The 14117-nt window shown below is 35.0% G+C and carries 17 protein-coding genes; 10 read left to right on the top strand and 7 right to left on the bottom strand.

Features of this window, described 5'->3' with window-relative positions:
• Positions 1–9: 9 nt before the first annotated feature.
• Positions 10–576 carry a superoxide dismutase family protein gene (locus tag I7822_RS03730; protein ID WP_207975432.1) on the bottom strand — a complete coding sequence of 189 codons (567 nt, stop codon included), beginning with the start codon at positions 574–576 and terminating at the stop codon, positions 10–12.
• A gap of 70 nt (positions 577–646) precedes the next feature.
• The gene (locus I7822_RS03735) at positions 647–850 is read right to left on the bottom strand and encodes a hypothetical protein (RefSeq protein WP_207975433.1); all 204 of its coding nucleotides are present in this window, start codon (positions 848–850) and stop codon (positions 647–649) included.
• A gap of 355 nt (positions 851–1205) precedes the next feature.
• On the opposite strand from I7822_RS03735, the gene kapB reads away from it, so the two are divergent.
• Positions 1206–1595, top strand: a complete 390-nt coding sequence (kapB, locus tag I7822_RS03740; RefSeq protein ID WP_207975434.1) for a kinase-associated lipoprotein KapB — start codon at positions 1206–1208, stop codon at positions 1593–1595.
• Between the two features lie 112 nt (positions 1596–1707).
• Here the strand turns inward: kapB and kapD are convergent, their stop codons facing one another.
• Positions 1708–2331 (bottom strand): 3'-5' exonuclease KapD, encoded by a 624-nt coding sequence (kapD, locus tag I7822_RS03745; RefSeq protein WP_207975435.1) that lies wholly within the window; start codon positions 2329–2331, stop codon positions 1708–1710.
• A 663-nt stretch (positions 2332–2994) separates the two neighbouring features.
• On the opposite strand from kapD, the gene I7822_RS03750 reads away from it, so the two are divergent.
• Together I7822_RS03750 and I7822_RS03755 are read left to right on the top strand one after the other, a co-directional pair.
• Positions 2995–4812 (top strand): transglycosylase domain-containing protein, encoded by a 1818-nt coding sequence (locus I7822_RS03750; RefSeq protein ID WP_207975627.1) that lies wholly within the window; start codon positions 2995–2997, stop codon positions 4810–4812.
• 31 nt (positions 4813–4843) lie between these two features.
• On the top strand, positions 4844–5248 hold the full coding sequence (locus I7822_RS03755; protein WP_207975436.1) for a thiol-disulfide oxidoreductase DCC family protein: 405 nt from the start codon (positions 4844–4846) through the stop codon (positions 5246–5248).
• A 98-nt stretch (positions 5249–5346) separates the two neighbouring features.
• On the opposite strand, the gene I7822_RS03760 is transcribed toward I7822_RS03755, so the two are convergent.
• Together I7822_RS03760 and I7822_RS03765 are read right to left on the bottom strand one after the other, a co-directional pair.
• Positions 5347–5904 (bottom strand): YufK family protein, encoded by a 558-nt coding sequence (locus tag I7822_RS03760; protein ID WP_207975437.1) that lies wholly within the window; start codon positions 5902–5904, stop codon positions 5347–5349.
• Between the two features lie 388 nt (positions 5905–6292).
• Positions 6293–6520, bottom strand: coding sequence for a hypothetical protein (locus I7822_RS03765; protein WP_207975438.1), 228 nt, complete (start codon positions 6518–6520; stop codon positions 6293–6295).
• Between the two features lie 328 nt (positions 6521–6848).
• Between I7822_RS03765 and I7822_RS03770 the strand changes: the two genes are divergently transcribed.
• Genes I7822_RS03770 through mnhG form a run of 7 tightly spaced genes read left to right on the top strand, consistent with a single transcriptional unit; the run spans position 6849 to position 12609 of the window.
• On the top strand, positions 6849–9254 hold the full coding sequence (locus tag I7822_RS03770) for a Na+/H+ antiporter subunit A (RefSeq protein ID WP_207975439.1): 2406 nt from the start codon (positions 6849–6851) through the stop codon (positions 9252–9254).
• Between the two features lie 11 nt (positions 9255–9265).
• Positions 9266–9688, top strand: a complete 423-nt coding sequence (locus tag I7822_RS03775; protein ID WP_207975628.1) for a Na(+)/H(+) antiporter subunit B — start codon at positions 9266–9268, stop codon at positions 9686–9688.
• Entirely contained in the window at positions 9688–10029 is a 342-nt protein-coding gene (locus tag I7822_RS03780) for a Na(+)/H(+) antiporter subunit C (protein WP_066330308.1), read from the top strand. Before I7822_RS03775 ends, I7822_RS03780 begins: the two co-directional genes overlap by 1 nt.
• Positions 10022–11503 carry a Na+/H+ antiporter subunit D gene (locus tag I7822_RS03785; RefSeq protein ID WP_279381913.1) on the top strand — a complete coding sequence of 494 codons (1482 nt, stop codon included), beginning with the start codon at positions 10022–10024 and terminating at the stop codon, positions 11501–11503. The genes I7822_RS03780 and I7822_RS03785 overlap by 8 nt, the downstream gene beginning before the upstream one ends.
• A 5-nt stretch (positions 11504–11508) precedes the next feature.
• Entirely contained in the window at positions 11509–11985 is a 477-nt protein-coding gene (locus tag I7822_RS03790; protein ID WP_207975441.1) for a Na+/H+ antiporter subunit E, read from the top strand.
• Positions 11985–12269 carry a Na(+)/H(+) antiporter subunit F1 gene (locus tag I7822_RS03795; protein WP_207975442.1) on the top strand — a complete coding sequence of 95 codons (285 nt, stop codon included), beginning with the start codon at positions 11985–11987 and terminating at the stop codon, positions 12267–12269. The genes I7822_RS03790 and I7822_RS03795 overlap by 1 nt, the downstream gene beginning before the upstream one ends.
• On the top strand, positions 12253–12609 hold the full coding sequence (gene mnhG / locus I7822_RS03800; RefSeq protein ID WP_207975443.1) for a monovalent cation/H(+) antiporter subunit G: 357 nt from the start codon (positions 12253–12255) through the stop codon (positions 12607–12609). Before I7822_RS03795 ends, mnhG begins: the two co-directional genes overlap by 17 nt.
• Before the next feature lie 63 nt (positions 12610–12672).
• Here mnhG and I7822_RS03805 read toward each other — a convergent pair whose 3' ends face one another.
• Positions 12673–13062: a hotdog fold thioesterase gene (locus tag I7822_RS03805; RefSeq protein WP_207975444.1), complete on the bottom strand. Its 390-nt coding sequence runs from the start codon at positions 13060–13062 to the stop codon at positions 12673–12675.
• 382 nt (positions 13063–13444) lie between these two features.
• A complete protein-coding gene (locus I7822_RS03810) occupies positions 13445–14095 on the bottom strand; it encodes a response regulator transcription factor (RefSeq protein WP_207975445.1) in 651 nt (216 codons plus the stop codon).
• Positions 14096–14117: the final 22 nt, after the last annotated feature.

The following is a 14117-nucleotide window of genomic DNA, read 5'->3' on the forward strand; positions in this document are numbered from 1 at the left end:
CCCCATTTTTCATTTCTCTTCTTCCGGTTTTACCACTTTTTTATCTTGTCTATCAGCTTCTTTTTCTGTAATTTCTCCACAGGCAATTCGTTGTCCAGATTCACCGGCAGGCTGTGTCATCCCATCATCTTTAGCTTCAGTAATGACAATAGCTGTACCCTCTTGACCAAGTAAAGTATTTTTTTGATCACTTTTAAGTGTAAGTTGAGGTGCCATTAATTCTGCATCAACTCTTCCGTCCTCTGAAATAATATTCGGTAAATCACCGGCATGTGCACCTTCAGGGTGTAATAAACCATGCTGTTTTTCATCTGGATTAAAGTGATCTCCTGCACTTTTAAAGTCTGGAGCATCACATTTTCCTGTTTCATGAATATGCAAACCATGTTCACCAGGTGGTAACCCTTCTAATAATACTTCTAACTTTACCCCTGCAGATTGTTCAGAAACCTTAATTGTTCCAAGTGAATCACCACTTTGATTAAACATCTCAACGTCCATCTTTGTAATGGTTTTTTCCATACAACCAGACAAAATAAAAGGTAAAACAAATAACAAGGCCATTTTTCGGTTCATAATATCCTCCATTAAAATATGTTGGCTAAAGGATATTATTTGCCTTTGCTCTTGTTTTTATACGAATATGCTATTCTTTCCCCTTATTCTCAGGTGATTGTTTTAAGAGCTCGTCCACTTTCCCTTGTTCTTTTTTCGAAAGTTTTACTATAAAACGGAATGCAAAAAAAGCTGCGATCGTAAATACCACCATTGTAATAGCAGCTGGAATATATTCAGTTTTATCCTCTGGAAAATATAAAAACAAGCCTAAAACAACACTTAATTGATTCATCTTTTCACGACCTTTCTTATCCCTTTACTATAACAAGTTTTTACTTATTTCACTAGGCTACATATCCAGCCCTCTCCAACTTAATAATTTAAATGAAGGGTAGACTGATTGTTACCGCAATCTCCCACTTCAATTTAACCAAGACACATCCTGGCTCTAGATATTATTTTGTGTTTTGTTTAAGCAGATTTCGAACCCCTTTCGTTTATACATAAGAAACAATCAAGAAGCGTTAAAGATTATTATTTTTCATTTTTCCGTGTTAAGATTAAGATATGGAAAGACTTTTAGCAGCAAATATTGATGTTTAATGGTGTATAAAAAATAACGGATCTTAAAAAAGGAATGAAGTAAAATGGAAGAAAAAAAGATAGGAGAAATTGTAACAGGTCTATACAAAACAGGTAAATATATTGGTGAAATAACAGACATTCGTCAAATGCATTATTTAGTCAAAGTAAAGGCTGTGCTTAAGCATCCACAGCAGGGAGATTTACATAATCCAAAACAAGCAGACGTTCAGTTTTTTCATGAGAGACGAGCATTGGCGTTCAATGAACAAACAAATATTCCTAAACAAATGGTAAAGCCTTTTGAAGGTCCTATTCCCGATTATAAAGAATCACTTAAACACGCATTGGACACATTAAAGGATGAATTATTACAATTAGATACTTCATGGGCGCAAAAATCACTTGACGTATTATCTACATTAGAAGCAGATTATTTTCTTAGTAATAAATAAAAAGGATAAACATCACTCAATAACAATATTTACTTTTTCAAAAATCACAATGACAAATATTGTTATTGAGTAAGTCATATATGTTTTTCTCAAAGCCTTGTTTTGCTTTCGGTTAAGTTGCATATTTATTTAGTACCTTTGACAAATCAATTCTTTCACCAATTGTAGGGGGTGTTGGTTTTTGTAAGTATCGTTTGTCCTCTTCAACTAGCTTGAATAAATTATAGGTAGTTAAGGCATCATCTAAAGCACAATGATGCTTTCCAGTAGCTTTTTTCCCATATTCCTCAACAGCCTTCCAAAGTCCAGTTTGGTTTCGATCACCAAAAAACTTTTTATACTCCATTGAAAGATCCCTTGACTTTCCTAAAAATGGAAACACCTCGTTGTTCATTTGACAATTTTGACGTAAAACCTTCATATCCATGTTCCCCCAAGTAATGACTGTTGCAGGAGAATGTTCATTGTATTTATTTAAAGTAGTTAGTAATTCTGAAAAGGAAATTCCTTCATCAATTTTAGCTTGTGAAATCTGAAGAAAAGTTTTACAACGCTCACTTAATAAGGGGAATCGTACTGGTCTAACATATGAGGAAAATTGTTCTTCTACTTTATGGTTTCGAACAGAAACAATTCCAACTTCAATTATTTCTGGATAGAATCCTTTAGGATTTGCTTTTCCCTCGGGCATCGTAAATTCAAAATCAATAAATAATAATCGCTCTTGTCCCTCCAAACTATTTCACGCCTCCTTCCTTTAAAATCAACGTTCGTTTCTATTATTATATCATCGCAGCTACTGATTTAACTTCAATTTTTCAAAAAATAATGAATTATCCCTTGTCTATTTTTTATGTATGAAGGATAAAATCGGGCAATTTCATAAGGACAAGCATCCTAGCTTAAATTTGAAAGTTAATACTCCCCAAACTAGGCTGATTTTCGACTCCTAAAAACCAATTTTTAGTGAAAGGTAAAAATTAGTCCGCCATTTAGAAATAATCGGTTACAATAAAGTGAGACTTCATTCAGCGGGGGTTTTTTTCATCCCCCTCTGAATGGTAGCGAAACTTATCGGATCTTTACAGGCAGTTTTTCTTCATCTACCTTCATTGCTTATATATAGCTTGTTACTTGAGGGGGAGGTCCTTACTGCCTGTTAAGAATGGGATAAAGTGAGACTTCATTCAGCGGGGGTTTTTCCTCTGAATGGTAGCGAAACTTATCGGATCTTTACAGGCAGTTTATCTTCATCTACCTTCATTGCTTATATATATAGCTTGTTACTTGAGGGGGAGGTCCTTACTGCCTGTTAAGAATGGGAAAAGATTAGAATGAATAATTAGAAAGAGTGTGACTTGACTTGAGAAGTTTATTTGGATGGATTTGTGTAATAATAATGGTTCCAATTTTTCTTTTCAGTGGTTTCATAGCTGGTAAAGAATCAAAAGCTATTAAAGGGTTAGGAACTGTTTTAGATGAGAAGATTCCAATTGAATCTGTTGAACTACCACAAAACAGTTTTATCTTTGATCATGATGGTCAGCTTATCTCGGAAATAACCTCACAGCAGCAAAACCGTACTTATATAAAATACAGTGATATTCCCGAGGTTGTTAAAACCATATATATTGAGTCCGAGGATAAACGTTTTTTTGAACATATAGGATTTGATGCTGCAGGAATGCTAAGAGCAGTTTTTATCAATGCGCAATCTCAATCTATTGAGCAGGGTGGAAGTACGATTACTCAGCAGCTTGCTCGAAATGTTTATTTATCTTTTGAACAAACCTATAATCGAAAGCTAAGTGAGCTTCTTTATTCTTATCAACTTGAAAAAAACTTTACGAAAGAACAAATTTTTGAAGGCTATTTAAATGCGATTTACTTTGGTAATGGTGCTTATGGGATTGGCACTGCGGCAACACACTACTTTAATCGGCAAATTCAAGAACTTCATTTAGCTGAACTTGTGTTTATCAGTGCTATTCCAAATAATCCAACCTTGTATGATCCAATAAAAAACTTTGACAATACAAAGGATCGCCAGGAACGATTACTAAACTTGCTAAATCAGAACGGTACAATTACAAAAGAAGAAATGGAAGAGGCGCTCCAATATCCAATTACTCTTTCTATAAAAGAAAGAGTCGATACGCAAGCTGATTACGTTACGTACGTTCATCAAGAATTAAAACAATTAATTTCAGAAAGCGAAGGCTATACTCAAAAACTAGCTGATGCAAAAAACAAAGTATTAATTGAGAATCAACTCACAGAACGTGTAAACAAGGTTGTCAGTCAAGGAGTTATTATTCATACAGCATTAGAATCTACCATACAAAAGAAACTTGTGAACGCTATTGATCAGCATCTCCCTTCTAATCAAGTGCAGGGAGCTGCCACTGTTATCGACCATCAATCCCATAAAATCGTTGCATTATCAGGTGGGAAGGATTATGAGAAATATTCATTCAATCGAGCTTTTCAAGCATTTAGACAACCAGGTTCCGCGATTAAGCCGCTTCTTGACTATGCTCCATATATTGATATAACTGGAGCAACAGCTAAATCGAGAATTGATGCAGGATCCTTTTGTAAAAATGAATATTGTCCAGAAAATTACAGCGAGAAAAACTATGGGATGGTATCACTTGAAACAGCATTGAAATATTCGTATAACACCGCAGCAGTTCGAATGCTTGACGAGATTGGGATAAATGAGGGGTTTTCTTATTTACAACCATTTGGTTTTTCTTCTATATCTAAAGATGATTATAATAACCTTGCCGTGGCAATCGGTGGTTTTAAATATGGAGTTTCACCACTGGAATTGACGAGTGCGTATACAACTTTCGGAAATAACGGACTCTATTATGAAAATCATACAATTGTTAAAGTTACAGACTTAACGGGAAAAACACTTTATGAATGGAAAGATACGCCTGTGAGGATTTGGAAGGAATCTACGAACGAGGAAATGCGAGAGTTATTAGCTGCTGTCGTGAAAAGTGGAACTGGACAAAAAGCATCTGTTTCAAGCACATATGTTGGTGGCAAAACCGGGACTTCAAACGATTATAAGGATTTATGGTTTGTAGGTTTAACAGATACGTACACAGCCGGCATTTGGGTAGGTAAAGATAAGGGTGGAAATGTCAGTAATATCTATAATCAAGGTCCACAAATGCTTATATGGAGAGATGTGATGAAGTGATTCAATCACCTCCAATGAAAGAGGAATGCTCATGAAAACATCAGCAGACCCAATCTTGCTGTTCGATGGGGTATGTCGATTTTGTAATCAATCTGTACAATTTGTCATTCGTCATGATAAACATGGAAAATTTAAATTTGCTGCTCTACAATCGCCGATTGGAAAACAACTATTAAAGAAGTATAACCTCCCAACAAATGACTTTAGCAGCTTCGTCTTGCTCAAGGGAAATTCATGCTACACAAAATCAACAGCAGCATTACAGGTTTGCTTAGGATTAGGTGGACTATGGCGGATTCTTTCTTTACTTATTGTGATACCTAAACCGCTTCGTGATGGAATCTACAATCTTGTTGCAAAAAATAGATACAAATGGTTCGGCAAGAACGATCATTGTATGATTCCTACCCCCGAAGTCCGCAAACGATTTTTGTAATACCTCTAGATGCCTAGCGCTTATCCATAGTACTAGAATTACATTATTTTCCTGAACAAAAAAAAGATGGAGTCGATATTTTATCGACTCCATCTTTTTTATACAGGCAAACTAGCCATTATACTATTATATAGTCTAAAACATAAATATAAGGTCCCTAAAATAAATGTAAACCACACTAACACATGAAATAACACTAAACCGATCAATGAAGCTGAAGTAAGCGAACTGCTAATTTTATAAACAATATACACAAAGTAAAAGATTGTTGCTACGAGAAATATCCCGATAATTGCTATTGGATATTGAATTGCAATTAAAGAAATAGCACCACCAATTAAGTAAAATGCTGATCCACCTCTTATTTGTGTAAGATTCTCACCAGCAACATCTTTTGAAAAAAATAAAAGTGAAAGCTCAGTAATTGTATTTGCAATTAATTTCAGTGCTGAAAAAACCATGAAATAAAGTAAGGCAAATACCGTAAATAATGCTAACTTGATCCCATTATTCGAGAAGAATTCCAACATTCCATCATAAATTCCTAACACTTGCAAATAATCAATGACGATCATGACAGTTGCAATCGATAATGATGTACTAAACAATAAGATTGTTATTAGTGGAAAGTAACTAGTAAAATATGTATTTTTCATTTTCATTCCCCAATTTTGTTAAATAACCTTCGACATTTTCAATAAATTTCTTCACTATTATGTATCAGTGATCTCAATTTGACAAGCAAAATTGACAGATTATTGAAGATTTTCCCCATTAAATTATACAAAAAATATAAGTAGATACTTTTCTCTCTGTATGTTTAGGTTTTTCACATCTAAAGAACAAAAGCGCAAGCGCCTTGATCAGCCTAAGGCAAATAAGATGATTTAGAATAGAAGGCGTTCTTTGCCTTCAATTCTAAATTAGCTTATGACCTCGAGGGGCTAGGCGCTGGAGCTGGATGTCGTGCGCTTATCCACAGTTCAAGAATTTTACAATTTCCTAAACGATAAAAAAACAGAATGTAGATTCTTTTACATCCTGTCAACGAGCAACAACGCGAACATATTCACGTGGCTTAAATTTTTCGAATACATTTGCTTCTTTTGTTAAAAAACCTATTGGTGTTTCTGTATCTGTTAACTGAAGTATTGACTCTTCGAAATTAGTTGAATCGACATAATCTCTTTTTACTTTTTCATTCATATACCAAGCACTACCAAACATGGATGAAAACATGCATCCGGCGACTAGAATTTTCATTTTTTTCATGGAATCACCTCAAAATTTAGGATGCTCCTAAATCTTAAGAATATACAAGTTAGCAAAAATTTGTTATCATTTTTATGTTCATATGAACTTGAAATGATACATATTTCTCTATTATTTCATAGTAACCTATTAACTGGAACATAATAAATCAGTAAAAGTAAAGTCCAATTCACCTTAGTATTAAAAATTTGTGTAACTTGCTTGGTCCAATTTATTTAAAAATTAGGCTAGTTGCATAACTCAAATTTCCCTTTATTTTGCCGGGGATGTCATTCGTTTTGTATGACAACTATTATTATTATTGCCCATACTGTAAGGAGGTTAAAAGATGACATTACTACATGTGGCAATTTTATCACCTTTTATATTTGCCATACTTGTTCCCTTTCTGTATAAACGTTTTCGTAACATTCATACAGGTTGGTTTGTTTTAGTTTTACCAATCCTGCTTTTTGTTTACTTTGTTCAATTCATTGATACGACAATGAACGGTGATACAATAAGCAATACAGCCAATTGGATCCCATCTCTTGGCATTAACTTTACTGCATACATAGATGGTTTAGGATTACTATTTGCCTTACTCATCACTGGAATTGGTGCACTTGTTATTCTTTATTCGATTTATTATTTATCAAAAGAAAAAGAACAATTAAATAATTTTTATGTTTATTTGTTAATGTTTATGGGTGCTATGCTAGGTGTCGTATTATCGGATAACTTAATTGTCCTTTATACATTTTGGGAATTTACATCACTTTCATCATTCCTTTTAATTGGTTATTGGTACAAACGGGAGAAATCACGCTACGGAGCACAAAAATCAATGCTGATTACGATCTTTGGCGGACTGCTTATGCTCGGAGGATTTATCATGTTGTACATCATGACAAACTCCTTTAGCATAAGGGAAATTATTGAACAAGTTCCTGAGATTGCTCAGCATGACTTATTCGTTCCTGCGTTAGTCCTTATCCTCTTTGGTGCATTTACGAAATCTGCTCAATTTCCATTTTATATTTGGTTACCAGATGCCATGGAGGCACCTACACCTGTAAGTGCTTATTTACACTCGGCAACCATGGTTAAAGCAGGGATTTATTTAGTTGCCAGATTTAGCCCAGTATTTTCAGGAGAGCCTGAATGGTTTTGGATCGTATCATCCTTTGGTATCTTTACAATGTTCTGGGGTTCCTTTAATGCTGTTAAACAAACAGATTTAAAAGGGATTTTAGCATTCTCAACAGTCAGTCAACTAGGAATGATTATGTCAATGTTAGGTGTTGGATCAGCAGCCCTTGCACTTGATGCAATAGATGATAGTTATTATACAGTTGCAACTCTCGCAGCAGTCTTTCATTTAATTAATCATGCTACATTTAAAGGAAGCTTATTTATGGTCGTGGGTATCATTGATCATGAAACAGGTACTCGTGATATCCGAAAACTTGGCGGACTTATGAGCTTCATGCCGATTACCTTTACAATATCAATCATTGGGGCATTCTCAATGGCAGGCTTACCACCTTTTAACGGTTTTTTAAGTAAAGAGATGTTCTTTACTAGTATGATACGTGTTCTTGAAATGGATGTTTTCAACTTAGAAACACTGGGAATTTTGTTCCCTATTATTGCTTGGATCGGAAGTATATTCACGTTTATTTACAGTATGGTTTTAGTATTTAAAACATTTACAGGAAAATATCAACCTGAAAAACTTGAGAAAAAGCCACATGAGGCACCATTCGGTATGCTTATTTCACCGATTATTCTAGCGTCACTTGTGATTATTTTCTTTTTCTTTCCTAACTTACTAGCTTACACAATTATTGAACCAGCAATGGCATCAATATTGCCTAACCTACTAAATGATGGGGACCATTTTCATGTTCACATCAGTCAATGGCATGGTCCAAATTTAGAGCTTTATATGACAATTGGTGTAATCTCGTTAGGAACAATTGGCTACTACTTACTAAGAAAATGGCGAGGTATTTATCGTATTGTACCTGAAAAACTAACGTTAAATAAAGGCTATGATGCAGCATTGTATCAACTCGATAAATCGTCCTTTAAACTAACAAGATTATACATGACAGGATTTATTCGCGATTATTTAGCGTATATCTTTACATTCTTCATCATTATTTTAGGAACTACTCTTGTTGTTAAGGATGGATTTTCATTTTCATTAGATGGAACAGCACCAATTGGAATTTATGAAGCAGTTCTTGCTGTTGTTATGGTGATTGGAACCATTACCGTCTTGTTTTCTAAATCACGTTTAACAGCTATCATCGCACTTGGTTCAGTAGGTTATTCCTTATCGCTCTTTTTCGTACTATTTAGAGCACCTGATCTAGCACTTACACAATTATGTGTGGAAACCGTCTCTGTTGCGCTGTTTTTACTTTGTTTTTACCATTTACCTGAGTTTAAGAGGAAGGAAAAAAAGCTTCGTTTTAAATTAACTAATCTGCTAATTTCCTTAGGTGTAGGAACAATTGTTACACTCATCGCATTATCAGCTAACAGTCAACGTGTTTCAGATACAATTGCTAAGTACTTCATCGAAAACAGTTACACATTAGCAGGCGGTAAAAATATGGTCAATGTAATCCTTGTAGATTTTAGAGGATTTGATACCTTATTTGAAATAACAGTGCTCGGAATTGCCTCATTAGGAATTTACGGCATGATTCGTCTTCATGTCAAAAAGGAGGAAGAAGGGTGAAAAAAACGAACATTAAAACAAACGATCTTATTTTTCAAACCGTAACAAAGGTTGTCGTGTTCATCATTATTATTTATTCGTTACACCTCTTCTTTTCGGGACACTATACCCCTGGTGGAGGCTTCATTGGCGGACTAATGACCGCCTCAGCTATTGTACTTTTACTATTAGCATTTGATATAGAAACCGTTGTGAATACATTGCCAATTGACTATATTAAAATGACGGCAACTGGCTTACTTATTGCTTTATTAACTGGGATTGGCTCATTTTTCTTTGATGTTCCATTTTTAACACATACATTTAGCTATGTAGATCTCCCAGTCCTTGGGAAAACATCATTGGCAACAGCTGTCCTATTTGACCTTGGTGTTTATCTCGTTGTTATTGGTGTCACAATGACCATTATCCAAACGATTGGAGAGACGGAATAATGGAAGTATTAATGTCTATTGTTGTTGGAATTTTGTTTAGTGCTGCCGTATATTTAATGCTGTCTAAAAGCTTATTACGCATCATTATTGGCACTGGTTTGCTAAGCCATGGTGCACATCTATTAATATTAACAATGGGTGGACTAAAACAAGGAGCTGCTCCACTGCTTGGTGAACATGCTCAAAGTTATGTTGATCCGCTTCCACAAGCTCTTATTTTAACGGCTATCGTTATTAGCTTCGGGGTTACATCATTTTTCCTCGTCCTAGCGTATCGCTCCTATCAGGAGCTTGGAACAGATGATATGGATCAACTAAGGGGAAATGATCAATATGAGTAACTTAATTATCTTACCAATCGTCATACCGTTATTAACTGGGATTATCTTAATCTTTTTCAACAAAAACATTAAGATCCAGAAGTGGCTTAGTCTTATAGCCTCTCTAGCTGGAATCGTTGTTGCTGGTTCCATTGTTCAAACTGTTCACATAAAAGGAATCCAGACGTTAGAGATAGGGAACTGGAAGGCACCCTATGGCATTGTATTTGTGGCAGATATGTATTCTAGCTTATTAGTGCTAACAACAAGTATTATTGCTTTTACATCATTGTTGTTTGCATTTTCATCTATAAGTGCCGAAAGAGAAAAGTATTACTTTTATTCAGGGGTACAATTTCTTATTTTAGGTGTAACAGGTGCTTTTCTTACTGGTGACATTTTTAACTTATTTGTTTTCTTCGAGGTTATGCTCATGTCATCATATCTGTTGATTGTTCTAGGAAGTACGAAAATACAGCTACGTGAATCAATTAAATACATCCTTGTCAATGTTATTTCTTCCGCGCTTTTCGTTATTGCTGTGGCATACCTTTATGCAGTAACTGGTACGTTAAACATGGCTGATTTAAGTGTGAGAATAGCTGAAATGGGACAATCGGGATTATTAACCGTTATCTCGATCTTATTTTTAATTGTATTTGGTCTTAAGGGAGCGCTTTTCCCACTTTATTTTTGGCTGCCTGGTTCATACCAAGCACCACCGTCAGTTGTTACAGCTCTATTTGGGGCATTGTTAACTAAGGTAGGAATTTACTCGATTACACGAGTTTACACACTTATTTTTTATCACGATACTTCCTTTACACATCAAATCTTAGCTTGGTTATCAGCTTTGACGATCATATTCGGTGTCATCGGAGCTATTGCCTACTGGGATATTAAGAAAATTGTAATTTACAATATTATCACAGCAGTCGGGGTCATTCTGTTTGGTATAGCAGCTAACACGCCAGAGTCTGTTGAAGGTTCTGTCTACTATTTAGTCCATGATATGATCATTAAAGGTGCTTTGTTTTTCTTAGTTGGGGCAATTATCGCTGTAACTGGTACAAGTAATTTACGCAAGTTTAGTGGACTAATCGCAAATCATCCATTTTTAGGTTGGATGTTCTTTATAGCCGCTTTGTCTTTAGCAGGAATTCCTCCGTTTAGCGGTTTCGTAGGAAAACTAAAAATCGTTCAAGGTGGATTTGAAGCAGGTGAATACACAATTGCATTCATCGTCCTGCTATCGAGCTTACTAGTACTATATTCGGTTATGAAAATCTTTATAAATGGCTTTTGGGGAGAACCGAAAGAAGAGATAATTACTAGAAAAGGATCGACAAAGGGTCTCCTATTACCAATTGTTATCCTAATTACTTTAACTGTTGCATATGGTTTTGGGGTAGAATGGCTTTCACCTTATATTTCTCAAGCTGCCGATACTTTGCTTGATCCAACACTCTATATACAAGCCGTATTGAAGGAGTAGTGAATATGGCATTTCAAATCTTACTTAACTTTTTTCTAGCGTTTATATGGATGTTTCTATCAAATGATTATTCTTCGTTGGCATTTTTTAAAGGTTATTTTTTTGGCGGACTCATTATGTTTGCACTTAGAAGGTTCTTTGATCATCGCTTCTATTTAATTAACGTGATTGCTGTCCTCAAGCTTTTCTTCATTTTTTGTAGTGAGCTTGTAAAAGCAAATATTGCTGTACTAAAAGTAATATTATCTCCAAGACTTTCGATGCGACCAGGCATTTTCGCATTAGAAACTGAGCTTGAGAAGGATTGGGAAATCACAGTCCTTTCTAATTTAATTACCTTAACGCCAGGAACTCTCGTTATAGAAGTATCTGAAGACAATAAAACACTTTATATCCATGCGATGGATATTGATGATGTTGAGCAAGCACGACTCGATATTAAGAATACATTTGAAAAAGCTATCAAGGAGGTAAGCCGTTAATGTTTAAAATTGTCATAGGCCTCTCATTGCTCATTGTCGCGATTTCAACCTTATTATTTGTCTATCGCCTTGTAAAGGGGCCTACTACACCCGACAGAGTTATTGCACTTGATGCAATCGGAATAAACTTAATTGCAATAACGGCGATCATCTCTATTGCTCTTAATTCCAATGCTTTTGTTGAGATTATTCTATTATTAGGGATTTTAGCCTTCATTGGAACGGTTGCTTTTTCTAAATGGCTGGAGAAAGGAGAAATCATCGAAAATGATCGAAATCAGTAAATTCATTGTAGGTTTTCTCATTCTCCTTGGTGCATTATTTAGTTTAATTGCGGCGATTGGTGTTGTAAGGTTACCTGATACATACACACGTAACCATGCTGCATCCAAGAGTGCGACCTTAGGGGTTATAAGTATTCTGCTAGGATTATTTATGTATTATTTACTTATTGATCATCACGCTAATGCTAGAATCCTATTAGGTATCATATTCGTGTTTTTAACCTCTCCTGTTGCTGGTCATCTCATAATGAGGGCTGCATATAATAGTGGAGTTCCTTTATGGGAAAAAAGTGTTCGAGATGATTTAAAAAAGGCCAGAAAAGTCGAAAAAAGTAGGTGAGCGCTTTGCTCATCTACTTCTTTTTTGTACTAATATTTATAGAAAAGGAGCGTAGACATTCAGTTACTTCTTTTTTAACACCGCCATTGTACAACGTGATATACAAATTAGTTCATCCTCTTCATCAACAATTTTAATTTCCCATACCATTGTTGTTTTTCCTCGATGCACAGGTTTAGCATAGGCAGTTACAATTCCTGATTTTTTCCCGCGAATATGATTGGCGTTTATCTCCAAACCAACACATGTTTCTGTTTCATGATCAATTAAATAGTATGCTCCTAAGCTTGCAGCAGTTTCTGCTAACGCAACAGAAGCCCCTCCATGCAATAAACCGAATGGCTGATGTGTCCGATGGTCTACAGGCATTGTCGCTACTACACCATCATTTGAAACTGATGTAACAGTAATACCTAAAGCCTCCATTAATGTATTCTTCACGTTATAGTCCATTTTATATCCCCCTCTTAGCTTTCAAAACGAAATGATTTTTTATGTAGAACACAAGGCGAGTATAGCATAAATAGACATATAAACGTTTAAATAATATCCTACCTTCTTAAGACTGCAACGACAAAAATAAAATATACACATATGAATAATAAAGTAGGTAAAACAGCCATAATGTCCATTATAACCTCCTATCAACTGTAAACGCTTTCTGAATCAACTAGGATATAAATAACATCTTAAAGGATGAATATCATGGCTATGTTGAGAATATGTTTAGTTTTTGTAAAAATAGATTTGCGTCATCTATTAGAACTATCCAAAACACAAAAATCCTGCAATACGAAAAGAGAAGTCGAAAATTGATCAACTTCTCTAGAATCTACTATTCAATAATTCCTTCTGCCTTTGCAATTAGAACTGCCTCAGTACGGGTACTTACATTTAATTTATTAAAAATTGATGTCAGGCTATACTCAATAGACCTTTTACTTAAGTGAAGATGATCAGCAATTTCCTGATTGGTCAAACCTTTTTCAACCTCTTTTAAAATAGCCTTTTCACGGTCGTTAAAAACATTATTAATTGAAAGTGTCTCCACAACCTTTGATTGTTTATGTGAAAGTAGTTTCTTGAAATATTGATATGGTACGATAATATCACCGTTTATTGCATGGCGAATAAATGATAACAGTCTTTCCTTAGACTCAGTCTTACTAATCGCGCCATGGATGCCAAGAGCAATGGCCTCCTCGAAATAATCCGCCACATCATATCCAGTGTAAAGAATAACTTTACATGAATGTTCCATATTTAAGATTGTTTTTGAAAGCTGTATCCCATTTATTTCTCCGAGGTTTAAATCCATAAGAATTGCATCAAATGGGGTAAAATCAATTTTTTCAATAGCTTCATTCGTATAAGGTGGATTTAAACATTCTACTTGAACCCCTGGTTCTGCTTTTAGAATTGCTTTTGTACCTTCTCTTACTGCTGGATGATCATCTATGACTAAAATATTAACCTTTTCCTTCATTTTCTTCACCCTTTAAAAAAGT

The sequence above is a fragment of the Metabacillus bambusae genome, from assembly GCF_017497975.1.
GTDB lineage: Bacteria > Bacillota > Bacilli > Bacillales > Bacillaceae > Metabacillus > Metabacillus bambusae.

Bases quoted from the DNA above. Each gene is read 5' to 3' on its own strand.
- I7822_RS03780 (WP_066330308.1), top strand. From the start codon at position 9,688: ATGGAAGTATTAATGTCTATTGTTGTTGGAATTTTGTTTAGTGCTGCC.
- I7822_RS03735 (WP_207975433.1), bottom strand. From the start codon at position 850: ATGAATCAATTAAGTGTTGTTTTAGGCTTGTTTTTATATTTTCCAGAG.
- I7822_RS03770 (WP_207975439.1), top strand. From the start codon at position 6,849: ATGACATTACTACATGTGGCAATTTTATCACCTTTTATATTTGCCATA.
- I7822_RS03805 (WP_207975444.1), bottom strand. From the start codon at position 13,062: ATGGACTATAACGTGAAGAATACATTAATGGAGGCTTTAGGTATTACT.
- I7822_RS03750 (WP_207975627.1), top strand. From the start codon at position 2,995: ATGGTTCCAATTTTTCTTTTCAGTGGTTTCATAGCTGGTAAAGAATCA.
- I7822_RS03795 (WP_207975442.1), top strand. From the start codon at position 11,985: ATGTTTAAAATTGTCATAGGCCTCTCATTGCTCATTGTCGCGATTTCA.
- I7822_RS03755 (WP_207975436.1), top strand. From the start codon at position 4,844: ATGAAAACATCAGCAGACCCAATCTTGCTGTTCGATGGGGTATGTCGA.
- mnhG (WP_207975443.1), top strand. From the start codon at position 12,253: ATGATCGAAATCAGTAAATTCATTGTAGGTTTTCTCATTCTCCTTGGT.
- I7822_RS03760 (WP_207975437.1), bottom strand. From the start codon at position 5,904: ATGAAAAATACATATTTTACTAGTTACTTTCCACTAATAACAATCTTA.
- kapB (WP_207975434.1), top strand. From the start codon at position 1,206: ATGGAAGAAAAAAAGATAGGAGAAATTGTAACAGGTCTATACAAAACA.
- I7822_RS03765 (WP_207975438.1), bottom strand. From the start codon at position 6,520: ATGAAAAAAATGAAAATTCTAGTCGCCGGATGCATGTTTTCATCCATG.
- I7822_RS03730 (WP_207975432.1), bottom strand. From the start codon at position 576: ATGAACCGAAAAATGGCCTTGTTATTTGTTTTACCTTTTATTTTGTCT.
- I7822_RS03810 (WP_207975445.1), bottom strand. From the start codon at position 14,095: ATGAAGGAAAAGGTTAATATTTTAGTCATAGATGATCATCCAGCAGTA.
- I7822_RS03790 (WP_207975441.1), top strand. From the start codon at position 11,509: ATGGCATTTCAAATCTTACTTAACTTTTTTCTAGCGTTTATATGGATG.
- I7822_RS03785 (WP_279381913.1), top strand. From the start codon at position 10,022: ATGAGTAACTTAATTATCTTACCAATCGTCATACCGTTATTAACTGGG.